This window comes from Streptomyces sp. V4I2, assembly GCF_030817655.1.
Lineage (GTDB): Bacteria > Actinomycetota > Actinomycetes > Streptomycetales > Streptomycetaceae > Streptomyces > Streptomyces plumbiresistens.
The window spans coordinates 3955600-3982599 of the sequence record NZ_JAUSZM010000003.1 but is presented as its reverse complement, the minus strand read 5'-3'; the positions used below and the strand labels follow the sequence as shown (position 1 = coordinate 3982599).

19 protein-coding genes are annotated in these 27000 nt (G+C 70.2%); 15 read left to right on the top strand and 4 right to left on the bottom strand.

What is annotated here, in order from left to right:
* Positions 1 to 7: 7 nt before the first annotated feature.
* From mrdA to QFZ76_RS18875, 4 genes are all read left to right on the top strand, one after another.
* On the top strand, positions 8 to 2254 hold the full coding sequence (mrdA, locus tag QFZ76_RS18890; RefSeq protein WP_307674840.1) for a penicillin-binding protein 2: 2247 nt from the start codon (positions 8 to 10) through the stop codon (positions 2252 to 2254).
* A complete protein-coding gene (gene rodA, locus QFZ76_RS18885; protein ID WP_307674839.1) occupies positions 2251 to 3450 on the top strand; it encodes a rod shape-determining protein RodA in 1200 nt (399 codons plus the stop codon). Before mrdA ends, rodA begins: the two co-directional genes overlap by 4 nt.
* 72 nt (positions 3451 to 3522) lie before the next feature.
* A complete protein-coding gene (locus tag QFZ76_RS18880) occupies positions 3523 to 5028 on the top strand; it encodes a CYTH and CHAD domain-containing protein (protein ID WP_307674838.1) in 1506 nt (501 codons plus the stop codon).
* An 88-nt stretch (positions 5029 to 5116) separates the two neighbouring features.
* Positions 5117 to 7081, top strand: a complete 1965-nt coding sequence (locus QFZ76_RS18875; protein WP_307674837.1) for a TIGR03960 family B12-binding radical SAM protein — start codon at positions 5117 to 5119, stop codon at positions 7079 to 7081.
* Between the two features lie 13 nt (positions 7082 to 7094).
* Here QFZ76_RS18875 and QFZ76_RS18870 read toward each other — a convergent pair whose 3' ends face one another.
* The 4 genes from QFZ76_RS18870 to QFZ76_RS18855 form a co-directional block, all read right to left on the bottom strand.
* Positions 7095 to 7796: a DUF899 family protein gene (locus tag QFZ76_RS18870; RefSeq protein ID WP_307674836.1), complete on the bottom strand. Its 702-nt coding sequence runs from the start codon at positions 7794 to 7796 to the stop codon at positions 7095 to 7097.
* A gap of 143 nt (positions 7797 to 7939) precedes the next feature.
* Entirely contained in the window at positions 7940 to 8524 is a 585-nt protein-coding gene (locus QFZ76_RS18865; protein ID WP_266439559.1) for a TerD family protein, read from the bottom strand.
* Entirely contained in the window at positions 8521 to 9915 is a 1395-nt protein-coding gene (locus tag QFZ76_RS18860; protein ID WP_307674835.1) for a M20 family metallopeptidase, read from the bottom strand. The genes QFZ76_RS18865 and QFZ76_RS18860 overlap by 4 nt, the downstream gene beginning before the upstream one ends.
* Positions 9912 to 10931 (bottom strand): Lrp/AsnC family transcriptional regulator, encoded by a 1020-nt coding sequence (locus QFZ76_RS18855; RefSeq protein ID WP_307674834.1) that lies wholly within the window; start codon positions 10929 to 10931, stop codon positions 9912 to 9914. The genes QFZ76_RS18860 and QFZ76_RS18855 overlap by 4 nt, the downstream gene beginning before the upstream one ends.
* Positions 10932 to 11044: 113 nt before the next feature.
* Between QFZ76_RS18855 and QFZ76_RS18850 the strand changes: the two genes are divergently transcribed.
* The 11 genes from QFZ76_RS18850 to QFZ76_RS18800 all read left to right on the top strand — a co-directional run bounded on the left by QFZ76_RS18850 (position 11045) and on the right by QFZ76_RS18800 (position 26788).
* Positions 11045 to 12613, top strand: a complete 1569-nt coding sequence (locus QFZ76_RS18850; RefSeq protein ID WP_373464523.1) for an AbgT family transporter — start codon at positions 11045 to 11047, stop codon at positions 12611 to 12613.
* Positions 12614 to 12675: 62 nt separating this feature from the next.
* Positions 12676 to 13833, top strand: a complete 1158-nt coding sequence (locus QFZ76_RS18845; RefSeq protein ID WP_307674832.1) for a M20 family metallopeptidase — start codon at positions 12676 to 12678, stop codon at positions 13831 to 13833.
* Between the two features lie 90 nt (positions 13834 to 13923).
* Positions 13924 to 15207 carry a hypothetical protein gene (locus QFZ76_RS18840; protein ID WP_307674831.1) on the top strand — a complete coding sequence of 428 codons (1284 nt, stop codon included), beginning with the start codon at positions 13924 to 13926 and terminating at the stop codon, positions 15205 to 15207.
* Positions 15208 to 15255: 48 nt separating this feature from the next.
* Complete coding sequence (locus QFZ76_RS18835; protein WP_307674830.1) at positions 15256 to 16035, top strand: TIGR03936 family radical SAM-associated protein; 780 nt, start codon at positions 15256 to 15258, stop codon at positions 16033 to 16035.
* Positions 16036 to 16281: 246 nt separating this feature from the next.
* The gene (locus tag QFZ76_RS18830) at positions 16282 to 20499 is read left to right on the top strand and encodes an Rne/Rng family ribonuclease (RefSeq protein WP_307674829.1); all 4218 of its coding nucleotides are present in this window, start codon (positions 16282 to 16284) and stop codon (positions 20497 to 20499) included.
* A gap of 221 nt (positions 20500 to 20720) precedes the next feature.
* Complete coding sequence (locus QFZ76_RS18825; RefSeq protein WP_307674828.1) at positions 20721 to 21788, top strand: glucose-1-phosphate thymidylyltransferase; 1068 nt, start codon at positions 20721 to 20723, stop codon at positions 21786 to 21788.
* A complete protein-coding gene (rfbB, locus tag QFZ76_RS18820) occupies positions 21785 to 22795 on the top strand; it encodes a dTDP-glucose 4,6-dehydratase (protein WP_307674827.1) in 1011 nt (336 codons plus the stop codon). Before QFZ76_RS18825 ends, rfbB begins: the two co-directional genes overlap by 4 nt.
* Positions 22792 to 23691: a dTDP-4-dehydrorhamnose reductase gene (rfbD, locus tag QFZ76_RS18815; protein ID WP_307674826.1), complete on the top strand. Its 900-nt coding sequence runs from the start codon at positions 22792 to 22794 to the stop codon at positions 23689 to 23691. The genes rfbB and rfbD overlap by 4 nt, the downstream gene beginning before the upstream one ends.
* On the top strand, positions 23688 to 25280 hold the full coding sequence (locus QFZ76_RS18810) for a glycosyltransferase family 2 protein (protein ID WP_307674825.1): 1593 nt from the start codon (positions 23688 to 23690) through the stop codon (positions 25278 to 25280). Before rfbD ends, QFZ76_RS18810 begins: the two co-directional genes overlap by 4 nt.
* Before the next feature lie 20 nt (positions 25281 to 25300).
* Complete coding sequence (gene rfbC, locus QFZ76_RS18805; RefSeq protein WP_307674824.1) at positions 25301 to 25897, top strand: dTDP-4-dehydrorhamnose 3,5-epimerase; 597 nt, start codon at positions 25301 to 25303, stop codon at positions 25895 to 25897.
* Between the two features lie 96 nt (positions 25898 to 25993).
* Positions 25994 to 26788: a class I SAM-dependent methyltransferase gene (locus QFZ76_RS18800; RefSeq protein ID WP_307674823.1), complete on the top strand. Its 795-nt coding sequence runs from the start codon at positions 25994 to 25996 to the stop codon at positions 26786 to 26788.
* The last annotated feature ends 212 nt before the right edge of the window (positions 26789 to 27000 follow it).

Sequence of the window (27000 nt, the reverse complement as noted above, 5' to 3'; positions counted from 1 at the left end):
AGCCGCAGTGACCAACATCCCCGAGACCGGCCGGACCCCACGGGTCCAGATCCGGCTCGTCGTCATCCAGATCCTCGTCCTCTCCCTGCTCGGCACCCTCGGCGGTCGCCTGTGGTACCTCCAGATCCGCGAGGGCGACGAATACGCCAAGGAGGCGTCCGGCAACCACGTCCAGCAGGTCGTCGAGCCCGCCGTACGCGGCTCGATCCTGGACGCGCGCGGAGTACCCCTCGCGGACAACGAGACCCGGCTGGTGGTCTCCGCCTCCCGCACCGACCTGCTGAAGATGAAGGACGACGGCAAGGCCGTCCTCACCAAGCTGGCCGCCGTGCTGGGCATGACGCCCCAGGAGGTCATGGAGAAGGTCCGGCTGTGCGACTCCAAGACGCCGCAGCCCTGCTGGAACGGCTCGCCGTACCAGCCGATCCCCATCACCGACGAGGCCACCGCCAAGCAGGCCCTGCAGATCCGCGAGCGCGCCGAGGACTTCCCCGGCATCACCGCCGAGCCCGAGGCCGTGCGCCGCTACGCCGCCCCTGGCAAGGCCAACACCGCCCAGGTCCTCGGCTACCTCTCGCCCGTCACCGACGACGAGATCACCAAGGCGCAGGACAGCGACTCGCCCTACCTGCGCTCCGACCAGGTCGGCCGCAGCGGCCTGGAGCGCGAGTACGACAAGGAACTGCGCGGCAAGGCCGGCGTCACCCGCTACGAGGTCGACAACCTCGGCCGCGTCATCGGCGAGGCCGAGGCCGACCCCGCCCAGCCCGGCTCCAACCTCGTCACCAGCATCGACGCCCGCGTCCAGCGGGTCGCCGAATACGAGCTGAACCAGGCCATGAAGGAAGCCCGCAAGACGTACGACAAGAACACCGGCGAGAACTACAAGGCGGACTCCGGTGCGGTCGTGGTGATGGAGGCCAAGACCGGCCGTGTGGTCTCCATGGCGTCCAACCCGTCGTACGACCCGAACGCCTGGGTCGGCGGCATCTCCGCCAAGGACTACGCCAAGCTCACCGGCAAGAACTCCAACTACCCGCTGCTGAACCGCGCGATCCAGGGCCAGTCGGCGCCCGGCTCCATCTTCAAGGTGGTCCCGACGGCCGCCGCGATCAACGCCGGCTACTCCTTCAACGGCCCCTACCAGTGCTCCAGCTCGTACTCGATCGGCGGCCAGGTCTTCAAGAACTTCGAGTCCAAGGGGTACGGCCCGATCAGCCTCGGCCGCGCCCTGGAGGTCTCCTGCGACACCGTCTTCTACCGCCTCTCCCACCAGGAGTGGCAGAAGGACGGCGGGAACAAGCCCAAGAAGAACCCCGGCGACTGGTTCTACAAGACCGCCCACCAGTTCGGCCTCGGCAAGGAGACCGGCATCGACCTCCCGAACGAGGTCACCGGCCGCATCCCCGACCGCCAGTGGAAGCAGAGCTACTGGAAGGCCAACAAGGACGCCTGGTGTAAGTACGGCAAGAAGGGCGGCACGTACGCCGAGCAGATCGCGTACGAGAACTGCCTCGAAGGCAACAAGATGCGCGCCGGTGACTCCGTCAACTACTCCATCGGCCAGGGCGACACCCTCGTCACGCCGATACAGATGGCGGCGATCTACGGTGCGATCGCCAACGGCGGCACTCTCTACGAGCCGACCGTCGGCAAGGCGATCGTCGGCGCCGACGGCAAGAGCGTCCAGGAGATCGAGCCGACGGCGCACGGCAAGCTGCCGATGTCGGAGAAGACCCGCGTCGAGATAGACGATGCCCTCGCGGGTGTCGCGACCCGCGGTACGGCCGCCTGGCGGTTCGGCGGCTGGCCGCAGGACGAGATCCCGATGCACGCCAAGACGGGTACGGCCGAGGTCTACGGCAAGCAGACCACCTCCTGGTTCGCCACGTACACCAAGGACTACACGGTCATCATGACCATCTCCCAGGGTGGTACGGGCTCCGGCGCCTCGGGCCCCGCCGTGCGCAAGATCTACAACGCGCTGTACGGCGTCTCGGAGGACGGCACGATCAACCCCAAGAACGCGCTGCTGCCCACCCCGCAGAAGAGCCTCCCGAAGATCAAGGCGGACGGTTCGATCACCTCCCCGAAGGTCTCCAAGGACCCGGCCAAGGACCAGCAGATCAGCCAGAAGGGCACGGAGGAGCCGGACGTACAGCAGCTGGCGGCCACGGTGGCGACGGCCACCACGGGCAACCGGAACGCACGTCGGCGACGGCGGGCCAGAGGAAGCCGGAGGACGCTCGCATGACCGGAGTGAACAGCTTCCAGGTCTCCGGCTACGGGCCCGAACGCGCGGGCTGGACCCGCCTGCTCGCCCGCGACTCGCTGGCCCGCCGGCTGGACTGGCCGATACTGCTGGCGGCACTGGCCCTCTCGGGCATCGGTGCGATCCTCGTCTTCTCGGCGACCCGCAACCGCACCGAGATCAACCAGGGCGACCCGTACTACTTCCTGCTCCGGCACATCCTGAACACCGGCATCGGGTTCGCCCTGATGATCGGCACGGTCTGGCTCGGCCACCGCACCCTGCGCACGGCCGTGCCGCTCCTGTACGGCCTCTCGGTGTTCCTGATCCTGATGGTGCTCACCCCGCTCGGCTCGACGGTCAACGGCGCGCACTCCTGGATCGTGCTCGGCGGCGGCTTCTCGCTCCAGCCCTCGGAGTTCGTGAAGATCACGATCATCCTGGGCATGGCGATGCTGCTGGCGGCCCGCGTGGACGCGGGCGACAAGGCGTACCCCGACCATCGGACCGTGCTCCAGGCCCTCGGCCTGGCCGCCGTACCGATGCTCGTCGTGATGCTGATGCCCGACCTCGGGTCGGTCATGGTCATGGTCATCATCGTGCTGGGGGTGCTGCTCGCCTCCGGCGCGTCGAACCGGTGGGTGTTCGGGCTGCTGGGCGCGGGAGCGGCCGGCGCGATCGCCGGCTGGCAGCTGCACATCCTGGACGAATACCAGATCGCCCGCTTCGCCGCCTTCGCCAACCCCAGCCTCGACCCGGCCGGCGTCGGCTACAACACCAACCAGGCCCGCATCGCGATCGGTTCGGGCGGTCTGACCGGCTCGGGCCTCTTCCACGGCTCGCAGACCACGGGCCAGTTCGTGCCGGAGCAGCAGACCGACTTCGTGTTCACGGTCGCGGGGGAGGAGTTGGGCTTCCTCGGCGGTGGCCTGATCATCGTCCTGCTGGGTGTGGTGCTGTGGCGCGCCTGCCGCATCGCCCGCGAGACGACCGAGCTGTACGGCACGATCGTCGCCGCCGGCATCGTGGCCTGGTTCGCCTTCCAGGCCTTCGAGAACATCGGCATGACCCTCGGCATCATGCCGGTCACGGGCCTGCCGCTGCCGTTCGTGTCGTACGGCGGATCGTCGATGTTCTCGGTGTGGGTGGCGGTGGGGCTGCTGCAGTCGATCCGGGTGCAACGGCCCATGTCGGCATAGACGGCAGGTGGCCCCTGGGTGGACGGCAGGTGCCCTCTGTCGTACCCGCTGCACTGCGACTAGATTCAGGTCATGGCGGAGACGAAACGCGAGATCGAGCGCAAGTACGAATCCGATGACAGCGGGCTGCCCGATCTGACCGGCGTCGCCGGGGTCGAGACCGTCCTCGACAAGGGCGTCGCGGAACTGGACGCCACCTACTACGACACCGCCGACGAACGCCTCGCCGCCTCCTCGATCACTCTGCGCCGCCGCACCGGCGGCTCCGACGCGGGCTGGCACCTGAAGGTGCCCGTCGCCCCGGGCGTGCGTGACGAGATCCGGGCCCCGCTCTCCGACACCCTCCCCGACGAGCTCGCCGGGCTGGTCCGCTCCCGGGTCCGCGACACCGAGCTGCTGCCCGTGGTCCGGCTGCGCTCGGCCCGGGACGTCCGCGAACTCCTCGACACCGAGGGGCGGCTGCTCGCCGAGGTCAGCGTGGACGCCGTCCACGCCGAGCGGCTGACCGGGGGCGCCGGCGTCGCCCAGTGGACCGAGATCGAGGTGGAGCTCGCCGACGGCGGCGACCCGGACTTCCTCGACAAGGTGGAGAAGCGGCTGCGCAAGGCGGGCGTACGGCCGTCCGGCTCCTCCTCGAAGCTGGCTCGGGCCCTCGCCGAGACGGCCTCCGGGAAGAAGCGCCGGGCCGGGTCTCCCAAGGACCCCGTGACCGCCGGTGACCATGTCCTGGCGTACGTCCGCGCCCAGCGGGACGCGATCGTCGAGCTCGACCCGGCCGTACGCCAGGACGTCGAGGACTCGGTGCACAGCATGCGGGTCGCCACCCGCCGGATGCGCAGCACCTTCAAGTCGTACGCCAGGGTCCTCGACCGGACCGTCACCGACCCGATCGGCGAGGAACTGAAGTGGCTGGCCGGTGAGCTGGGGGTGGACCGCGACCACGAGGTGCTCACCGAACGGCTGACGGCGGCCCTCGACGACGTGCCCGGCACGCTGGTCTCGGGCCCGGTCGCCGAGCGGCTGGGCCGGTGGGCGAGCGTCGAGCAGGGAGGGGCGCGCGGCCGGCTGATCGGCGTCCTGGACTCCGCCCGGTACCTCGTCCTGCTCGACACCCTGGACGCGCTGATCGCCGCCCCGCCGCTGCTGAAGGCGGCCGGGAAACAGCCGGGCAAGGTGATCGCCAAGGCCGTGAAGAAGGACTTCGGCAAGGTCACCGGGCTCGTCGAACAGGCGCTGGAGCTGTCGCCCGGACCCGACCGGGACCTCGCCGTGCACGAGGCCCGCAAGAAGACCAAGCGCACCCGCTACTCGGCGGAGGCGGCCAAGCCCGCCCTCGGCGAGCCGGCCAAGGCCCTGGTCAGGTCCATGAAGTCTCTGCAGGGCCTGCTCGGCGACCACCAGGACAGCGTGATGGCCCGGCAGACCCTGCGTGAGCTGTCCGCCGTCGCGCACGCGGCCGGCGAGAGCGCCTTCACGTACGGGCTGCTCTACGGGCGCGAGGAGCGGCGGGCGGCGGCCGTGGAGGCCGGGCTGCCCGGGTTCTGGGCGGGGATCAAGGACGGGGTGGCGGAGCTCTGAGTTTCCGGGCGTACGAGGGGTGGTCGCGATCGCGTTAGGCTAGATGGTCACCCCTGTCAGTTCAGCCCAGCTCACGAAGGTTCGCGACATGCCTGCCGAATTCGCTGCGTCGGTCTTCCCGCAGCTCGAAGCTCTGCTCCCGCATGTGCAGAAGCCGATCCAGTACGTCGGCGGGGAGCTCAACTCCACTGTCAAGCCGTGGGAGTCGACGGACGTCCGCTGGGCGCTGATGTACCCGGACGCGTACGAGGTCGGTCTGCCCAACCAGGGCGTCATGATCCTCTACGAGGTGCTGAACGAGCAGGAGGGCGTCCTCGCCGAGCGCACCTACAGCGTGTGGCCGGACCTCGAGGCGCTGATGCGGGAGCACGACGTCCCGCAGTTCACGGTGGACAGCCACCGCCCGGTCCGCGCCTTCGACGTGTTCGGGCTGAGCTTCTCCACGGAGCTGGGCTACACGAACATGCTGACGGCGCTGGATCTGGCCGGGATCCCCCTGGAATCCAGGGACCGCACGATCGACGACCCGATCGTGTTGGCCGGCGGCCACGCCGCCTTCAACCCCGAGCCGATCGCCGACTTCGTCGACGCGGTGATCATCGGCGACGGCGAGCAGGCCGTGCTGGACATGACCCGGATCATCCGGGAGTGGAAGGCGCAGGGGCAGCCGGGCGGCCGCGAGGAGGTCCTCTTCCGCCTCGCGAAGACGGGCTCGGTGTACATCCCGGCCTTCTACGACGTCGAGTACCTCGCGGACGGCCGTATCGCCCGGGTCGTACCGAACAAGTCCGGTGTCCCGTGGCGCGTCTCCAAGCACACGGTGATGGACCTGGACGAGTGGCCGTACCCCAAGCAGCCCCTGGTCCCGCTCGCCGAGACGGTCCACGAGCGCATGTCGGTGGAGATCTTCCGCGGCTGCACGCGCGGCTGCCGTTTCTGCCAGGCGGGCATGATCACGCGGCCGGTGCGTGAGCGGTCGATCACCGGCATCGGCGACATGGTCGAGAAGGGCCTGAAGGCGACCGGCTTCGAGGAGGTCGGCCTGCTGTCCCTGTCCTCGGCGGACCACTCGGAGATCGGCGACATCGCGAAGGGCCTCGCGGACCGCTACGAGGAGGACAAGATCGGCCTGTCCCTCCCGTCGACCCGCGTGGACGCGTTCAACGTCGACCTGGCGAACGAGCTGACGCGCAACGGCCGCCGGTCCGGCCTCACCTTCGCCCCCGAGGGCGGCTCCGAGCGCATGCGCAAGGTCATCAACAAGATGGTCTCGGAAGAGGACCTGATCCGCACGGTCGCCACCGCCTACGGCAACGGCTGGCGCCAGGTGAAGCTGTACTTCATGTGCGGCCTGCCGACGGAGACCGACGAGGACGTCCTCCAGATCGCCGACATGGCGATGAGCGTGATCCAGAAGGGCCGCGAGGTCTCCGGCCAGAACGACATCCGCTGCACGGTGTCGATCGGCGGCTTCGTCCCCAAGCCCCACACCCCGTTCCAATGGGCCCCGCAGCTGTCCGCGGAGGAGACGGACGCCCGTCTCGGAAAGCTCCGCGACAAGATCCGCGCCGACAAGAAGTACGGCCGCTCGATCGGCTTCCGCTACCACGACGGCAAGCCCGGCATCGTGGAAGGCCTCCTCTCGAGGGGCGACCGCCGCATCGGCGCGGTCATCCGCGCGGTCTACGAGGACGGCGGCCGCTTCGACGGCTGGCGCGAGCACTTCTCCTACGACCGCTGGATGCGGTGCGCGGAGAAGGCTCTCGTCCCCTTCGGCGTGGACGTCGACTGGTACACCACCCGCGAGCGCACCTACGAGGAGGTCCTCCCCTGGGACCACCTCGACTCCGGCCTCGACAAGGACTGGCTCTGGGAGGACTGGCAGGACTCGCTCGACGAGACCGAGGTCGAGGACTGCCGGTGGACGCCGTGCTTCGACTGCGGGGTGTGTCCGCAGATGGACACGCAGATTCAGATCGGCCCGACCGGCAAGAAGCTGCTGCCCCTGACGGTCAAGAACGGTGCGCCGGCGCCCACCGGGCACTCGCACTGACGGCGAGCGAAGTTCAGCCGCCGCCCGAGCCCGAGCCCGGGCCGTAGAGCGCGGCGATGTCCTTCGACGTCGTCCACCGGCTGTAGGTGGGCGACTGGGGCCAGCCCTCGGGGGAGTCCTGCCATTCCTCCTGGCGGCCGTACGGCAGGAGGTCGATCAGCGGGAAGGTGTGGCTGAGCTGCTCGGTACCCCGGCCGTTCGTGTGCCAGGTGCGGTAGACGGTGTCGCCGTCGCGCAGGAACACGTTGACCGCGAATCCTCCGTCGGGCGGTGCGCCGACGTCGGTCCCGAACGAGCTGTTCGCGGTCGAGTACCACGTCATCCGGTTGCCGACCCGTTCCTTGTAGGTGAGTGCCTCGTCGATCGGGCCCTGGGTGACGATGACGAATCGCGCGTCGTAGTTGTCCAGGAACTCCAGGCGGGTGTAGTGCGAGGTGAATCCCGTGCAGCCTGGGCACTGCCATTCCTTGTCGGCGAACCACATGTGGTTGTAGACGATCAGCTGCCTCTTGCCTTCGAAGACGTCCGCCAGCCGAACGGGGCCGTCTTCGCCCTCCAGGGTGTAGTCGGGCATCTCGACCATCGGCAGACGACGACGCTCGGCGGCGATGGCGTCGAGCTCCCGCGTCGCGGCCTTCTCCCGGGCACGGAGGGCTTCGAGCCGGCGCTCCCAGGTTGCGGTGTCGACGACGGGTGGTAGTGCGTGGGTGGTCATGGTCCCTCACAGACTCGTGCGCAGCTTTCGCTTGTGCAGGGACAGACCCCACCCGGCTCCGGAACTCATCGGTCGGCAGCCGGCGGTTGCCGCCGGTGTCGTGCACCGGCGGCGGCCGACGATCGGGTGTTGACGATCGGGTGCTACTGGTTGGCGGCGAAGCGCATCAGGGCGAGTTGGTCGCCCTGTTTGATCTTTCCCGTGGTGTTGATCACCTGGAGCTTCCAGGTGGTGCCGGAGCGTACGGCCTTGGCGACGGCGCAGCCGTTGTCCTGGGTGAGCATGCTGGGCCAGATGTCGGCGACCTGCTGGGTGCTGCCGCCGGTGGCGTCGTAGACCTTGAAGCTGATGTTGCGTGCCTTCTGGAAGGAGCTGCCCTTCTTGTAGGCGGCGGCGACGAAGACGATCGAGGTGATGTGGGGCGGGAGCTTCGCGAACTCGACCGTGACGGTCTCGTCGTCGCCGTCTCCGTGGCCGGTCTGGTTGTCGCCGCTGTGCAGCAGGGAGCCGTTGCCGATGGGGTCGAGGGAGTCGATGCCCGCCAGGCGGACCGGGTCCCCGTCGTGCATGGCGATGGCGATGAGGTCGAGGTCGGTGCCGGTCTTCCGGCGGAGTTTGCCCAGCACTCCGCCGCTGGCGCCGGCGGTGGGGTCCCAGGACACCCCGATGGACAGATGGGTCACCCCGTCGAGATCCGCGGGGCCGTCTTCCTTCGTGAGCGTAATCATGCGCTCATACTGCCTGGGCTTTCGCCGAGGTCCCAGAACAGGCCCGCCATGACGGCCAGAGACTCTCGGGCCACCGAGCCCAGCAGGTGTTCGTCCGGGGCGTGCTGGGCGCAGGACGGGTGGGAGTGGGGGACCCAGACGGTGGGGAGGCCCAGGATGTCGGCGAAGGCGTCGTTGGGGAGGGTGCCGCCGAGGTTGGGGAGGACGGCCGGGGTCTTGCCGGTGGTGCGGTGGAGGGAGGCCGTGGCCCAGTGGACCCAGGGGGAGTCGGGGCTGAGGCGGGTGGCGGGGACCGCCTGGAGGAGTTCGACCTCGACGAAGGGGAGGGCATGGGCGTCGAGGTGGGTGCGGACCGTCTCCGCCAGCTTCTGCCAGTCCGTGCCCACGACGAAACGGAGCTGGACGTCCGCGTGGGCCGTGCCCGGAATCGCGCCGACCGGCTTGGCGGGGTCTCCCGCGGACAGGGCGAGGACTTCGAGGGTGTTCCAGGCGAAGACACGCTCGGCCGGGGTGAGGCCCGGCTCGCCCCAGTCCGCGTCGACCGCGGGGTCGTCCTCGCCGCCGCCGACCGTGAGGTCCGCGAGGGCCGCCTTGACCGGCTCGGGGATCGCGGGCGGTCGTAGGCCTTCGACGAGGATGCGGCCCCGGGCGTCGACCATGGTGGCCAGGGCGGCGGCCAGCACGGTGGCCGGGTTGCGCAGGGCGCCGCCCCAGTTGCCCGAGTGGTGGGCGCCGGCGCGCAGCGGCACGCTCAGGCGGAGGTTGGCGGCGCCGCGGGAGCCGAGGAACAGGGTCGGGCGGTCGGCGGCGAGGCGGGGGCCGTCGGAGGCGATCAGGACGTCGGCGGCGAGGTCGTCCTTGAAGCGGCGGCAGAACTCGTGCAGGCCGGGGGAGCCGGACTCCTCGCCCGTCTCCAGCAGCAGCTTGAGGTTGAAGCCCAGGGTGCCGCCTCGCGCGGCCATGACCTGTTCCAGCGCGGCCAGGTTGACGGTGTGCTGGCCCTTGTTGTCGGCGGTGCCGCGGCCGTAGAGGCGGTCGCCCTCGACGACGAGGTGCCAGGGGGACAGGCCCGTACGCCAGTGGTCGTCCTGGCCGGGGACGACGTCGGCGTGGCCGTAGACCAGGACGGTCGGCAGCTCGTCGGACTCGTGGCGGTGGGCGAGGAGGAAGGGGCCGGCGGTCGGTACCGGGTTGTCGATGATGCGGGTGGTCGCGCCCAGGCGGCGTGCGGCCGGGGCGAGTTCGTCGGTGAGGTACGCGCGCAGCTTCGTGGTGTCGGCGGGCGGCCGGCTCTCCGTCGGGTACGCGACTCTGCGGCTGAGGTCGGCGAGGAAGGCCCCGGAGTCGAAGTAGGCGGTCGCCCGGTCGATGGCGGTGTCCCGTGTCGTCATGCTGCTCCGTTCTCGGGCTTGTCGTGTGCGGCCAGGCGGCCGTCCTCGCGGTCCAGCCAGTGCCGCCGCAGGGCGTCCAGTACGACGGAGACGTCGAAGGAGGTCACCCCGGGCAGGTCGGCCAGGTCCCGGGTGAGGAACTCGGTGAGGCCGTCCTCGTCGCGGAAGACGCCGTGGTGGACGACGCAGGAGGTGCCCGCGGTGGTGGACACGTACCGGGCCGAGGGGTGCCGGGCGAGTGCGAGGGCCACATCCCGCATCGCGCTCGGCGCCACTGTCAGGGGGATCACGACCTCCAGGGCGTAGCCGAGCAGCCCCGGTTCGATCTCCACCCGGGGGCGGACCAGGCCGCGCTGGAGCAGGGACTGGGTGGTGCGGTAGGCGGTGGACTGTCCGATGCCGAGCTCTCTGGACACCTGGGCGGCGGTCATCCGGCCGTCGGCGGCGAGCAGGCGCAGCGTGCGCAGTTCGTCGTAGGTGAGGGTGCCGTGGCGGCCCGGGCTGCTCACGGCCTCGTCCTGTGCCGCGTGTTCGGTGAGCCGTCGTAGCTGGTCCGGGTCCAGGCGGGGCAGGCGCCAGGAGTCGGACTTGGTGGCGGAGGAGAGGACCAGTTCGGAGCGGACCGCGCGCACGCCGGGGGTGGCCGGGATGGTCCGGGTCAGCAGGTCGCGGGTGCGGTCGCGGCGGGACGGCTGGACGGTGCAGTAGACGTCCGCCTGTCCCGCGGTGACCGCGACGTGGCTCGCCTCGGGCAGGTCGGCGAGCCGGCGGGCGACCTCCGCGGCCCGCCCGGGCTCGGCCGTCACCCACACGTGCCAGGGATTGCCCTCGCCCGAGACCGACCAGGCCTGCTGGCCGATCACCCGCAGCAGCCGGTCGGACTCCAGCCGGGTCAGCCGGCGTCCCGCGGTGCTCGCCGAGACGCCCAGCACCTCCGCCAGCAGGCTCAGCGGGGCCCGCGGGGCGTACTGGAGCGCGGCGACCAGGTCGAGATCGTCGTCGTCCAGAGTGTCCATGTCGTCCATCCATCCATAGAACGAATCCGTCAACCAGCGGCTTCACGAGAACGATACGAGCGCAACAAGCTTTTTACTTGCACGATCTCACCGAACGGGTCGTCAATGGGGAGGTGACCGCCACTTCCTCCCCGCCGTCCCCCGCCCCTTCGAAGCAGCTGACCCGACTGCTCTCCGTGCTCATGCGCATCGAGCGCATGGGCAACAAACTGCCCCACCCCTTCTGGCTGTTCGGGGTGCTCAGCGTCGTCCTCGCGCTGGCCAGCTGGGCGCTGTCCGCGGCCGGGGCCTCCGCGCTGAACCCCGCCACCGACAAGACCGTGGCCGTGCAGAGCCTCGTCTCGGGCGCCGGCCTGCAGATGATGATCAACGACGCGGTCACCAACTACGCCACGTTCCCGCCGCTCGGCACGATCCTCGTGGTCATGCTGGGCGTGGCCGTCGCCGACCGCTCCGGGCTGCTCTCCGCGATGCTCAGAGCCGCGGTCGCCCGGGTCCCGGCCCGCTGGCTGACGTTCACGCTGTCGTTCACCGCGATGGTGGCGCACGTCGCGTCCGATGCCGCGTACGTCGTCCTGGTCCCGCTCGGCGCGATGGCGTTCCGGGCCGTGGGGCGCAGCCCGATGCTGGGCGCCGTGGTGGCGTTCGTGTCGGTGTCCGCCGGGTACGACGCGAGCCCGCTGGTCACCCCGACGGACGCGATTCTCGCCGGGCTCACCACCGCGGCCGCGCAGACCGTCGACCCGGGCTATGTGGTCACCCCGCTGTCCAACTACTTCTTCTCCATCGGGTCCTCGGTGGTCCTGGCCCTCGTCGTCACCGTCGTCACCGAGAAGGTCATCGCCCGTCGGGTGGCGGCGATGCCGGAGGAGGACGAGCCGGAGCCCGAGTCGGGACCGGCCGGCGAGGCGGACACGCTGACCCTGCGCGACGAGGAGCGGCGCGGACTGCGCCACGCGGGCCTCGTGCTCCTGGTCTACGCGGCGCTGATCGTGGCGGCGATGATCCCCTCCGGATCGCCGCTCAGGGGCGAGGGCGGCAGCATCGTGCAGTCGCCGGTGCTCACCGGCATCGCGGTCGTCCTGGCGGTGGCGTTCCTGATCGTCGGCGCCGTGTACGGGCGGGCCGTGGGTACCGTGCGCACCGGCCGGGACATCCCCGACCACATGGCCAAGGGGCTGCGCGAGATGGCGCCGATCCTGGTGCTGTTCTTCGCGATCTCCCAGTTCCTCGCCTACTTCAAGTGGACCGGAGTCGGCGAGGTCCTGGCGATCAACGGCGCCGACCTGCTCAAGACGGCCGGAATCACCGGACCCTTGGCCTTCCTGGGCATCCTGCTCGTGTGCACGGTGATCAACCTGCTGGTCACCAGCGGCTCCGCCCAATGGGCCCTGGTCGGCCCGGTGTTCGTGCCGATGTTCATGCTCCTCGACATCCCGCCGGAGGTGACCCAGGCGGTCTACCGGATCGCCGACTCGTGCACCAACGCGGCCACCCCCATGAGCGCCTACTTCGTGATGACCCTGGGCATCGTCCAGCGCTACCGCCGCTCGGCCGGCATCGGCACGCTGCTGTCCCTGACCCTGCCGCTGTGCCTGACCATGCTGGCGACCTGGACGCTGCTGTTCTACGCCTGGTGGGCGCTGGGAATCCCGCTCGGGCCGGGGGTGCCCGTCCGCTGACCGCCGCCGCCGCCGCCGACGACGACGAACGACGACGTACGTACGTAGGAGGAGAACTGCCTGTGTCCCCCCACCGCATCGAGTCCCTCGCCCGCACCGCCCTGCCCGAGATGACCGACGACCTGCGGATGCTGGTCGAACACGAAACACCCAGCGACGACAAGGAGTTGCTGAACGCCGGTCTCACGGCCGTGGAGGGGTGGGCGTACGAACGGCTCGGGCCGCCCGACGAGGCGCGGCGCCACGACGGCGGCCCGCACGGCGACATGCTGGAACTGCTGTACCGCGGCACCTCGCCCGCGACGGTGCTGGTGCTGTGCCACTACGACACGGTGTGGCCGGCCGGCACCCTCGCAAAGTGGCCGTTCCACGTCGCCGAGGACGGCCGGGCGAGCGGGCCGGGCGTCTTCGACATGAAGTGCGGCCTGATGCAGGCGGTGTGGGCGTTGCGCCTGCTGCGCGAACTGGACCTGCCGCGCCCCGCGGTACGGCTGTTCCTCAACGGCGACGAGGAGATCGGCAGCCCCGCCTCCCGCCCGCACGTCGAGCGGCTGAGCGAGGACACGGTGGCCACGCTGGTGTGCGAGGCGGCGGCCGGGCCCGAGGGGGCGCTGAAGACGGCCCGCAAGGGCGGCGGCATCTTCGAGCTGACGGTGGACGGGGTGGAGTCGCACGCCGGCCTCGACCCGGAACGGGGCGCGAGCGCCGTGCACGCCCTCGCCGAACTCGTCCCCCGGATCGTCGCGCTGGGCTCGCCGGAGCTGGGCACCACGGTCAACGTCGGGGTGATCAGCGGGGGTACGGCACGCAACGTCGTGGCCGGGCAGGCCCACTGCGGCATCGACGTACGGATCGCCGTGCCCGCCGAGGCGGACCGGGTCGACACCGCGCTGGCCGCCCTGCGGCCCACCGACACGCGGGTCAGGGCCACCCTCACCGGCGGCTGGAACCGCCCGCCGATGGTGCCGGGCCCGGCCTCCGAGCTCCTCTTCAAGCAGGCGCAGACGATCGCCGCCGACCTGGGCTGGACGGCCCGGGAGACCTCCGTCGGCGGAGCGAGCGACGGCAACTTCGTCGCGGCCCTCGGCCGCCCCGTCCTCGACGGCCTCGGCGGCGTGGGGGACGGCGCGCACGCCCGCCACGAGCACGTCCTGCTCGCCCACATCCCTGCGCGTACGGCACTGATCGCGGGGCTGCTGACGGCCTGCGCGACGAGGTGACCGAGGCCGACGGTGGAGAGTCCGAGGACAGGAGAGGTGGAAAGTCGCAGGTAGTGCATCCGGACGGGCAGCTGATGCGTCTCCTTCGGTATGGATCTGGAGAAGCCGTCACCGCAGCCGCAGCCGCAGCCGCAGCCGCAGCCGCAGCACCCCGAGGGGTGTCTCGCTGTCGCGATCCGCATTCCGGTGCGGATCGTCGTGCTCGTGCTGGTCGTGCCCGTGCGGATGCTGTGGGACGCGCTGGTCGTCGTGGGGCGGTTCCTGAACGACGTGGTGCTGCGGCCGCTCGGGCGGGCGCTGCTCTGGATCGGGCGGGCTGTTTTCGTCTGGCCGTTCGTGGGTCTGTGGCGGTACCTGCTCGTGCCGTTCGCCAAAGGGCTCGGATGGCTCGGGCACGTGCTCGTCGTCCTGCCGCTCGTCTGGCTGTACCGGTACCTGCTGACGCCTCTCGGGCATGCCCTCGCCCGGGGCGCGCGGGGGATCGGGGCCGCACTGGCGTGGGTGTACGCGCGCGTGCTCACGCCGATCGGGCATGGCGTGACGTGGGTGCTCAGGGGAGTGGGAGCTGGGTTCGCCGCCCTCGGGGCCGGCATCTACGCGGTCGTCGCCTGGCTGGTGCGGTACCTCCTCGTCGTGCCCGCCGTGTGGGTGTACGAGTGGCTCCTCGCGCCTGTCGGGCGGGCGATCGCCTGGTGCGCGAAGGGACTCGTGTGGTGCGTGAGCATGCTCGTCACCGGGGTGGGTATCGCCCTCTACTGGATCACCCGGGTGCTCTTCGTCCTGCCCGCGCTCGCCGTCTGGCGCTGGATCCTGGCGCCTGTCGGGCGGGCGATCGCCTGGTGTGCCAGGGGGCTCGTGTGGTGCGTGAGCATGCTTGTCACCGGGGTGGGCGTTGCCCTCTACTGGATCACCCGAGTGCTCTTCGTCCTGCCCGCGCTCGCCGTCTGGCGCTGGATCCTGGCGCCCGTCGGACGGGCGCTCGCCGTTGTCGCGCGGGAGATCGGGGAGGCCCTCGGGCATGCCTGGCGGATCGCGGGACACATCTCGCTCGCCGTCGGAAGGTTCCTCGGCACCCTCTTCCGGTGGATCTTCGTGGAGCCCGTGCGGTGGGTGTACGGGACCGTCCTGACGCCGGTCGGGCATGTCGTCCGGGACGCCGTACTGCGGCCCGTCGCCGAGGCCGCGCGCAGTGTGGGGCACGCCACCCGGCAGGCCCTCGCCGCCGCCCGCGAGTCCGCGCGGCAGGCGCGCGCCGACTTCCGGCGGATGCTCTTCGGGGAGCCGCGGCAGCCGCAGGTGGTGGAACGGCGGGAACCTGAGGCCCGCGAGACACGTACTCTTGGTAGTAGTACGACCGCTCTCACGAAGGACTGAACGACACTGGGCAAGCGACAGCCCGAAGGCCCGCCGCCCGCACCCGCGGTGCAGCGCATCCGACTGCGCTACACCAAGCGCGGCCGCCTCCGGTTCACCAGCCACCGTGACTTCCAGCGCGCCTTCGAGCGTGCGTTGCGCCGTGCCGAGGTGCCGATGGCGTACTCGGCGGGGTTCACACCGCACCCGAAGGTGTCGTACGCCAATGCCGCACCCACCGGCACGGGCAGTGAGGCGGAATACCTGGAGATCGCCCTCACCGAGACGCGTGACCCGGGCAAGCTCAGACTGCTGCTCGACGAGTCGCTGCCCGCCGGGCTCGACGTCATCGACGCGGTCGAGGCCCGGACCTCCGGCCTCGCCGACCGGCTCACCGCTTCCGTCTGGGAGCTGCGGCTGGACGGCGTGGACCCGGCGGACGCCGAACGCGCGATCGCGGCCTTCAACACCGCCGAGTCCGTCGAGGTCCGGCGCAAGACCAAGAACGGCGTACGGACCTTCGACGCCCGCCCGGCGGTCGCGCACCTTGAAACGCACGCTCCGCAGGCTGATAGGCCGACCGACCAGCCCTGTGCGATACTGCGGCTGGTTGTTCGGCACGTGACGCCTGCCGTTCGACCCGACGACGTCCTGTCCGGTCTCCACGCCGTGGCCGACCTGGCGCCGCCGGTCCCCGCTGCGGTGACCAGGCTGGCGCAGGGGCTGTTCGATGAGGAAACCGGCACGGTGACCGACCCGCTCGCGCCCGACCGCGAGGCAGCGGCGGCCCTCTCGACGGCCGCTTTGGCTGCCGCCGCGACGGCACCGATGCCGGAAGGTTCCGCGTAGGGACGTACGTCGTAAGCGCCGCCCTGGTACTCGGGAGCCACCTGGGTCGGGCAGCGCACCTACCAGAAGACTTTCGCCAGGCCGTACGCATTCGGCGTACGGAACCGGTGAGACAGGACACAGAGAGCTCCCGTGCGGCGCCCGCGCCCCGGACGGCGGCACCGCGCAACGCGCGAGCCGCGGACGTCACCGGCACATCGCCGGACCAGGCGCGGCGCCCGGGAGCCTGACGGGAGAAATGCCCGCATGCTCGAACCGACCGAACCCACTGAGGGTTCCGAACCCAACACTCCGAGCGACACCCTGCCGCCGCGTCGTCGGCGCCGTGCCGCTTCCCGCCCGGCGGGTCCGCCGGTCGCCTCGTCCGAGGCTCCGGAGGAGACCGTCGCGCCGGCCATACCGGCCGCGGATGCCGAGGATCTCGTCACTGACGAGGAAGAACTCGCCGAGGGTGCCGAAAGCACCCAGCCGGTGGAGGCCGAGGCTGTCGAGAGCCCCGCGGCCGAAGAGGCCGCGCCCGCTCCTCGTGCGCGTCGGCGTGCCACCCGCCGGGTGTCCGCGCCCGCCGGGGCTTCCGCCACTGTCGAGGCCGCGGAGACCGTCGTACCCGTGAGCGCTGCCGGTGACGCCGGTGCTCAGGAGGCGCAGGAGGCCGAGGCTGTCGAGAGCCCCGCGGCCGAAGAGGCCGCGCCCGCTCCTCGTACGCGTCGGCGTGCCACCCGCCGGGTGTCCGCACCCGCCGGGACGCCGGATTCCGCCGAGGCCGCCGAGGCTGCCGAGGTCGTCGTGCCCGCCGCTGCCGGGGCCGTCGCCGAGAGCGCCGTCGTCGAGGACGTCGAGGCTCCGGCCGAGGCGCCCGCCGGTCGCACCACGCGTCGCCGCTCCACGCGCCGGGCCTCCGCGCCCGCCGGGGCGCCGAAGGCGGAGGACGCCGCCGAGAGCCTGGCGGCCGCGCAGGCCGTCGAGACGGCCGAGGCCGCCGGCGAAGCCGTGGACCTCCCCACCGAGACCGACACCAAGACCGACACCGAGACGGCCGCCGAGGACGCCGCTCCGCGTCGGACGCGTCGGCGTGCCACGCGCCGGGTGACCGCGCCCGCCGGTAGCGACTCCGAGTCGGCCGAGGAGGCCGTGGTGGCTAGCACCCCCGAGCCCGAGGCTCCCGCCGCCGAGAGCGAGCGCGTCGAAAGCACGCCCGTCGAGAGCGAGCGCGCCGAAGCATCGCAGGAGCCCGCCGAGGACGCCTCCCCGCGTCGGCGTCGTCGGGTCGCCCGCAAGGCCGCCACCGGCTTTGCCGCGCCCGCGCAGCCGGCCGCCGGTCAGGACGAGGAGGCTCCGCGCCGCCCGGCGCGGCCCGCCGTCGCCGTGTTCCAGGCGCCCGTCTTCACCGAGCCGCAGTTCCAGACCCCGCAGCGGGCCGCTGCCGCCGCGGCCGCCGAGGCCGAGACGGAGCCCGAGCCCGAGGTCGAGCCCGCGGCGGTCGAGGAGCCCGAGCAGACCGAGGAGACCTCCGAGGAGCAGGGCGGCCGGCGTCGGCGCCGCCGCCGTGGCTCCGCCCCCGCGCAGGAGCCCGAGGCCCAGGCCGTGCAGGCCGCCGCCCCCGAGACCGCCGTGGAGGAGGAGCCGGACGAGGCCGAGGAGGCGGAGGACTCCGCCGAGGGCGACGAGTCCGAGGACACCGGTTCGCGCCGTCGCCGCCGCCGCGGCGGCCGCCGCCGTCGCCGGGGCGACTCCGCCGACTCCGAGTCGGGCGAGGGCCAGGACTCCGACGGCGACGAGTTCGCCGACGAGCAGGCCGCGCAGGACGCCGAGGACACCGCCGAACAGGCCGAGGAGGACGCGGACGACGCCGCGGACGCGGAGGACCGCGAGGGCGGCTCCGGGTCCAGCAGCAGTCGTCGCCGCCGGCGTCGGCGTCGTCGTGCCGGCGACAGCTCCACCGAGGCCGAGGCCGAGCCCGGTGACGGCGACCCGGAGCGCACCGTCGTCAAGGTCCGCGAGCCGCGTCCCCAGCGGGAAAGGGGGGCCGAGCCGTCCGACGAGGTGCAGTCCATCAAGGGCTCGACCCGTCTGGAGGCCAAGAAGCAGCGCCGCCGGGAAGGCCGTGAGCAGGGCCGCCGACGCGTTCCGATCATCACCGAGGCGGAGTTCCTGGCCCGCCGCGAGGCCGTCGAACGCGTGATGGTCGTCCGCCAGTACGGCGACCGTACGCAGATCGGCGTCCTGGAGGACGGCGTGCTCGTCGAGCACTACGTCAACAAGGAGCAGTCGACCTCGTACGTCGGCAACGTCTACCTCGGCAAGGTGCAGAACGTGCTGCCGTCGATGGAGGCCGCCTTCATCGACATCGGCAAGGGCCGCAACGCCGTGCTGTACGCCGGTGAGGTCAACTTCGAGGCGCTGGGCATGGGCAACGGCCCGCGGCGCATCGAGAGCGCGCTGAAGTCCGGCCAGCCGGTGCTCGTGCAGGTGACGAAGGACCCGATCGGTCACAAGGGCGCGCGGCTGACCAGCCAGGTCTCGCTGCCCGGCCGCTACCTCGTGTACGTGCCCGAGGGCTCCATGACCGGCATCAGCCGCAAGCTGCCCGACACCGAGCGGGCCCGGCTGAAGACCATCCTCAAGAAGATCGTCCCCGAGGACGCGGGCGTCATCGTGCGCACCGCCGCCGAGGGCGCGAGCGAGGACGAGCTGCGCCGGGACGTCGAGCGGCTGCAGGGCCAGTGGGAGGACATCCAGAAGAAGTCGAAGAACGGCGGCAGCTCGAACGCGCCGACGCTGCTGTACGGCGAGCCGGACATGACCGTCCGGGTCGTCCGCGACATCTTCAACGAGGACTTCACCAAGGTCATCGTGAGCGGCGACGACGCGTGGGAGACCATCCACGGGTACGTCTCGCACGTCGCGCCCGACCTGGCCGAGCGGCTGCAGAGGTGGACCTCCGAGGTCGACGTCTTCGCCACGTACCGGATCGACGAGCAGCTCGCCAAGGCGCTGGACCGCAAGGTCTGGCTGCCGAGCGGTGGTTCGCTGGTGATCGACCGGACCGAGGCGATGGTCGTGGTCGACGTCAACACCGGCAAGTTCACCGGTCAGGGCGGCAACCTCGAGGAAACGGTCACCAGGAACAACCTGGAGGCGGCCGAGGAGATCGTGCGCCAGCTCAGGCTGCGCGACCTCGGCGGCATCATCGTCATCGACTTCATCGACATGGTGCTGGAGTCCAACCGGGACCTGGTGCTGCGGCGCCTGCTGGAGTGCCTGGGCCGCGACCGTACGAAGCACCAGGTCGCCGAGGTGACCTCGCTGGGCCTGGTCCAGATGACCCGCAAGCGGGTCGGCCAGGGCCTGCTGGAGTCGTTCTCCGAGACCTGCGTCCACTGCAACGGCCGTGGCGTCATCGTCCACATGGAGCAGCCGACCTCCGCCGGAGGCGGCGGCAAGCGCCGCAAGCGCGGGCGCGGCGGTGACGGGCACACGCACGAGCACGAGGCGGCCGTGGAGACCGTCGAGGCTCCCGAGGAGATCGAGGCCGAGGTGGCCGTCGAGGTCGCTGAGCCCTTCGTCCTGACCGAGCCCGAGTTCGAGCCGGACGAGGAGCTGTACAGCAGCGTCGCCGAGGCGGAGGCCGCGGCCGGTCGGGGCCGTTCGCGGCGCCGGACGAGCCGGCGGGCGTCGGCTCCGGCGGGCGCGCCGAAGCGGGACGACAGGCGCGGTGAGAGGCGGGACGAGGCCAGGGCCGAGGCTCCGGCCGCGGTGCGGGCCGAGGTTCCCACGGCTCAGGACGTGACGGCCGAGGAAGAGGTCGAGCGTCCGGTGCAGCCGGCGGAGGCCGTCGTCGCGCAGACGGCGCCCGTCGCCGCCGAGGACCCGGTCGTCGAGGCGCCGGCCGCGGAGCCGGTCGCCGAGGACGCCGCGCCCAAGGGCCGTGTCCGTCGCCGGGCGACCCGCAAGGTGTCCGCGCCGGCCGGTTCGCCCGCGGGCGCCGAGGCTGCCGTGGTGAAGGTCGCCGAGACCGCGCCGACGGCGGAGCGGCCGGCCGAGGAGGCTCCGGCCGCACCGGCCGAGGCCGCTGCCGAGGCGCCCGCCGAGAGCGCCGCCCCGGCCCGTCCGAGGCGCCGTGCGGTGCGCAAGGCCACCGCGCCCACCGCGTCCGAGGAGGCGGCCGTCGTGGTCGTCCCGGCGGCCGCGGAGGAGCCGGTGGAGGCGCCGGCCGTGACCGAGTCCGTGACCGAGGCCGAGGCCGAGGCCGAGGAAGCGGCCCCGGCCAAGAAGACGGCCCGTAAGACGGCCAAGAAGGCCACGGCGAAGAAGGCCGCCACCAAGAAGACGGCGGCCAAGAAGACGGCTGCGAAGAAGACCGCCGCCAAGAAGACGACCGCCAAGAAGGCGGCGTCGAAGAAGACGGCGGCGGCCGAGCAGCAGTCGCTCCGGTCCGTCTCGGCCCCTGCCGACGAGGCCTGACGCTCCGTCGTACGAAGAGAACGAGATCCGCCCCCGGTCCGACCGACCGGGGGCGGAGCTCGTTTTTCGGCCCCGAGGAGGCACTTAGTGGTCGACTATGTGAACGAGGAGTGAATCGGTGTCTCGGTGACGCGGTTATGATGTGAGCCAAGATTGATGTTAAAAATTCAGACAAACTGGGATTTTGATTCCCGTATGTGCACAGTATTGGGGCGCAATACGTGAAGGCTCTCGTGCTTTCCGGGGGAGCGGGTACCCGACTCCGCCCGATCACTCACACCTCGGCCAAGCAACTGGTACCGGTCGCCAACAAGCCTGTGCTCTTCTACGGCTTGGAAGCGATCGCCGAAGCCGGTATCAGCGAGGTCGGCATCGTCGTCGGCGACACGGCGGACGAGATCCGCGAGGCGGTGGGCGACGGGTCCCGCTTCGGGATCCAGGTCACCTACATCCCGCAGGAAGCGCCGCTGGGCCTCGCCCATGCCGTGCTCATCGCCCAGGACTTCCTCGGTGACGACGACTTCGTCATGTACCTCGGCGACAACTTCATCGTCGGTGGCATCACCGGTCTGGTGGAGGGGTTCCGGGCCGAGCGGCCCGACGCGCAGATCCTGCTGACCAAGGTGCCCAACCCCACCTCCTTCGGTGTCGCGGAACTCGACGGTGACGGCCGGGTGGTGGGCCTGGAGGAGAAGCCGAAGCAGCCGAAGAGCGATCTGGCGCTCGTCGGGGTCTATCTGTTCACCCCGGCCATTCACGAGGCCGTCCGCTCCATCGAGCCTTCCTGGCGCGGCGAGTTGGAGATCACGCACGCCATCCAGTGGCTGATCGACGAGAAGCGTGACGTCCGCTCCACCACGATCTCCGGCTACTGGAAGGACACCGGCAACGTCACCGACATGCTGGAGGTCAACCGGTCCGTCCTGGAGACCGTGGAGCCGGTGAACGCGGGCACGGTGGACGAGGGCAGCGAGATCATCGGCCGGGTGCGCATCGAGGCGGGTGCCCGGGTCAGTGGCAGCCGGATCGTCGGACCTGCCATCATCGGAGCCGGCACGGTCGTCAACGACGCGTACATCGGCCCGTTCACCTCCGTGTCCGAGGACTGCCGGATCGAGGACAGCGAAATCGAGTACTCCATCGTGCTGCGCGGCTCGTCCGTGACGGGCGTGCGCCGAGTGGAGGCCTCGCTGATCGGGCGCGATGTCGAGGTCACGCCGGCTCCCCGTAACCCTTCGGCCCACCGGCTCGTGCTCGGTGATCACAGCAAGGTGCAGATCTCTTCATGACGGTCCCCTCTTCTCCCGCCCACCTCACCCGCATTCTGGTGACCGGCGGTGCCGGTTTCATCGGCTCGCACTACGTCCGTACGCTGCTCGGTCCCGAGGGCCCCGGTGACGTCGCGATCACCGTCCTGGACAAGCTGACCTACGCGGGCAACCCGGCCAACCTGGACGAGGTGCGCGCCCACCCCGGATTCGCCTTCGTGCAGGGCGACATCTGCGACCCCGAACTGGTCGGCAAGCTGATGGCCGAGCACGACCAGGTCGTGCACTTCGCGGCCGAGTCGCACGTCGACCGTTCCATCGACGGCGGCGCGGAGTTCGTCCGTACGAACGTGGTCGGCACGCACACGCTCATCGACGCGGCGCACCGGGCCGGCATCAAGACCTTCGTGCACATCTCCACCGACGAGGTCTACGGCTCGATCGACGAGGGTTCCTGGCCCGAGACCCACCCGCTGGAGCCCAACTCGCCCTACTCCTCGGCGAAGGCGTCCAGCGACCTGATCGCGCTGTCCTACCACCGCACCCACGGCCTGGACGTCCGCGTCACCCGCTGCTCCAACAACTACGGGCACCACCACTTCCCCGAAAAGGTCATCCCGCTCTTCGTGACCAACCTCCTCGACGGCAAGAAGGTCCCGCTGTACGGCGACGGCGGCAACGTCCGCGACTGGCTGCACATCGACGACCACGTCCAGGGCATCGAGCTGGTCCGCACCAAGGGCCGCCCGGGCGAGGTCTACAACATCGGCGGCGGCACCGAGCTCTCCAACAAGGAGCTCACCGGACTGCTTCTCAAGGCGTGCGGCGCCGACTGGGAGACCAGCGTCGAGTACGTCGAGGACCGCAAGGGCCACGACCGCCGCTACTCCGTGGACTGCACGAAGATCCGCGAGGAGCTCGGCTACGAGCCCCGCAAGAGCTTCGAGCAGGGCCTGGCGGAGACGGTCGAGTGGTACCGCGAGAACCGCGCCTGGTGGGAGCCGCTGAAGGAGCGGGCGGCGCTGTGACCGACAACCGGACCTGGCTCATCACCGGTGCGGGCGGGATGCTCGCGCAGGACGTCCTCGCGCGGCTCGCCGCCGCCGGGATCCCGGCCGTCGCGGCCACCCGCGCCGAGCTGGACATCACCGATCCGGCCTCGGTACGGGAGGCGTTGGCCGCCCACCACCCGGCCGTCGTCGTCAACTGCGCCGCCTGGACGGCCGTGGACGACGCCGAGTCCCGCGAGGACGAGGCCCTGCGGATCAACGGGGACGGCCCGCGCCACCTGGCCGAGGCCTGCCATGAGCTGGACGCCGTGCTTCTGCATGTCTCCACGGACTACGTCTTTCCGGGGGATGCCGACAAGCCGTACGCGGAGGACGCCCCGACCGGCCCGCGCAGTGCGTACGGCCGCACCAAGCTGGCCGGCGAGCAGGCGGTCCTCTCGACGCTGCCCGACAGCGGTTTCGTGGTCCGCACGGCATGGCTGTACGGGGCGGGCGGCGGCAATTTCGTCCGTACGATGATCAAGCTGGAAGCCGTCAAGGACACCCTCGACGTGGTCGACGACCAGCGCGGGCAGCCCACCTGGACGGTGGATCTGGCCGACCGGCTGGTCCTGCTGGGCCAGGCTGCGCTGGCCGGCACTGCTCCGGCCGGTGTGTATCACGGCACCAGTAGCGGCGAGACCACCTGGTTCGGCTTCGCCCGGGAGATCTTCCGGCTGCTCGGCGCCGATGTGGCGCGGGTCCGGCCCACCACCAGCGCGGCGTTCGCCCGCCCCGCGCCCCGGCCCGCGTACAGCGTGCTGGGTCACGACCGTTGGCAGCAGGCCGGCATCGACCCGATCCGTGACTGGTCCGAGGGACTCAGCTCCGCGATGCCCGTGCTGAGAGCCGAGTCTCAGGAGGGGAATCCATGACCGTGAAGGTCAGCATCATCATCCCGGTCTACAACGCCGGGATTTACATCGACCGCCCGGTCAACTCGATCCTGAAGCAGACACTGCCGCAGGACGAGTTCGAGGTGATCTTCGTCGACGACGGATCGACCGACGATTCCGCCGAGAGGCTCCAGACGCTGGCCGAGAAGACCGAGAACTTCCGGGTGCTCTCCATGCCGAACTCGGGCTGGCCCGGACGTCCCCGTAACGTCGGTGTCGCCAATGCGCGCGGCGAGTACATACACTTCCTCGACCAGGATGACAGCCTGGGGCCGAAGGCGCTCCAAGTCATGTACGACCGGGCGGTGCAGAACCGTTCCGACATCGTCGTCGGTAAGGTGAAGGGCAATATGCGTGGCCCTATTCGCCTTTTCCGGGAGTCGATCGCACGTACCGGACCGGAGCTCGCCGAGCTGTACGAAACGCTGACCCCGCACAAGATGTTCCGCCGTGAATTTCTGATCGAGAACGACATAACCTTCCAGGAAGGGCGCTGTCGTCTCGAGGACCAGATGTTCCTGGCGAAGGCCTATCCGCTCGCCAAGAACATCACGATAGTCGGTGATGTGGTCTGTTACGACTGGAGCAAGCGCGACGACGGCAGCAACAACAGCAAGACCCGGACCGAGCCTTCGGACTACTATCCGTGGCTTGCCAAGACCGCGCAGATAGTCAAGGCCAATACGACGCCGGGACCGGCGCGCGATGCCTTCTTGACGCGTAACTACCGCGTCGAAGTTCTGCGGAACACCTCCACGGGTGGTTTCCTGAACGGCGATCCCTTCAGCATGGGGCACTACGAGGCCGCCCGTAAGGTGGCGGTCGAGGAGTACTCGGATTCCGTCCGTGAGGGGCTGCCGCCGCTCTGGCGGTACCGTGCCGAACTGCTCGAGGCCGACCGGGTCGAGGATCTGCGCACAGTGGCCCGGCGCTACCGTGACGCCGTCAGCGAAGTCGAGTTCAGCGGACCGGTGCGTTGGCGACGGGGTGTGCTGGTGGCGCCGTTCCGGGCCCGGCTGCGGTACAAGGACGGCGCCACGGTAAAGGTCAGGAAGCTGGGCGGTGGCTACGGCCTCGATCTTGCCCTGGTCCGTGGGATCGACGGCGGGCCCGACTGGTCCTTCAAGGACATCGAGAACCGTGCGACCGTGGATTTCCAGCTGCGTCAGCGCAACAAGGAGCAGGCTTGGTTCCCTGAAGTCGAATCCAGATTGACTGTCGCCGCCGACGGGACTGTGGAGATCAAGGGAACTGTCCGAATCGACCCTGACACCGCCGCATGCGGCGGTCGACTCCCCAAGGGGCTTTACGACGTTCACGTCAACGTCCAGTTGCTCGGGATCGACCGAATGGCCCGAATAGAGGGCGGCCCGGTGAGTGAAGTGCTGCCCTGTGGTGGTGCGAGGTCGGAGCGCCGGAATATCCAGGCCGTCCCCTACTGGACCCGGGACGGGCGGTTGGCTCTTGACATAGGTGGAAACATGCACCCGGTGCCGGAGAAGCCGACTGGATCCCAGGCCACTTGGCGGAAGCTCGCCAAGAAGGTCAAACAAGTTCTCGCATCCTGACCCGGAGGTCCCGCAACATCATGAAACCCCTCTCTATCGAAGGCGCTTGGGTCTACGAGCCCAACGTGTTTCCGGACGAGCGCGGTAGCTTCCACGAGTGGTTCGGCGGATCGGATTTCCGAGCGGTTACCGGGCATGACCTGTCCCTGGCCCAGGCCAACTGCTCGGTCTCCCGCCGCGGCACGCTGCGCGGTATCCACTTCGCCGACGTGCCGCCGAGCCAGGCCAAGTACGTGAAGTGCGTACGCGGCGCTGTGCTCGACGCCATCATCGACATCCGGGTCGGCTCCCCCACCTACGGGCAGTGGGAGCTGGTCCGGCTCGACGACGAAACACACGCCTCGGTCTACCTGTCCGAAGGCCTCGGGCACGCCTTCCTGGCGCTGACCGACGACGCGACGGTCGTCTACCTCTGTTCCGAGGGCTACGCACCCCAGCGGGAGCACGGCATCCATCCCCTCGATCCCGAGCTGGGCATCGACTGGCCCTTGGACACGGAGCTGTTGCTGTCGGACAAGGATGCCGCTGCGCCGACGCTGGCGGACGCGGCGACCCAGGGACTGCTCCCCAGGTACGAAGATTGCATCGCCTATCGCGCGGAGCTTCACAAGCGGTGAAGTTACCGGCAGGTAGGTGTTTACTCCCCGGTCAACTCCCGGCTAGCTTCCGTTGGATCGGTATCTCGTCAACTGCCAGTGAAGGGCGCATTTTACGTGGATCGGCACGGATTTCTTCGTCAGCTGCACTCGGTCTACCGACCCCGTAATTATCTTGAGATCGGAGTAAATGACGGCCGCAGTCTGACGCTGTCCCGAGTTCCCACGGTCGCCATCGATCCGGCATTCAAGGTGACGTCAGAGATCAGCTGCGATGCGCACCTGGTCAAGGCCACGAGCGACGACTTCTTCGCTCGCAAGGACCCGCTGATCCACCTGCGGAACGGGCGCAACCCGTTCCGCGCACTCGCCCGCCGCGATCCCCTGAACCTCCTGGGCGGTGACCCGCGGCTCGAGCTGTCGTTCATCGACGGCATGCACCTCTTCGAGTTCGCACTGCGGGACTTCATGAACGTCGAGCGGCACTCGCGCTGGTCGAGCGTGATCGTGCTGGACGACATGCTGCCGCGCGACGTCGACGAGGCGGCCCGCGACCGGCACACCGGCATGTGGACCGGCGACGTGTTCAGGGTGGTGCAGGTGCTGCGGCGCTACCGCCCCGATCTGGTGGTCGTGGAACTCGACACGGTGCCGACCGGTGTCGTCGCGGTCTTCGGGGCGGATCCGACCAACACCGTGCTGCAGGACAACTACGACAAGATCGTGGATGAGTTCCGGGCCGACGACCCGCAGGACGTCCCGGAGGAAGTCCTGCTCCGCAAGAACGCCATCCAGGGCGAGACCCTGCTCAAGGCGGACTTCTGGCCGGCCCTGACCAAGGCCCGCAATCTGCGTCGCCCCCGCTCGGCCTTCGAGCCCATCCGCCGCCGTATCGAAGCGGTCGTCGGTTGATACCGGTCTACTGACACACACCGGTCACGGCCCGGTCAGGGCCCGGTTTGACCCCCTGACCGGCGCCCCGTAACCTGGATCGTCGGCGTGTCCACTGACGTGCCACATCCCCGTAAACCTCTTCCTTCGGAACACGGCGTGTTCCGAAGAGGCCGTTCGCCTGCCGGGCGGCTGGACTGCGGGGGTGCCGTTCCCGAGTGAGAGAGAGATCC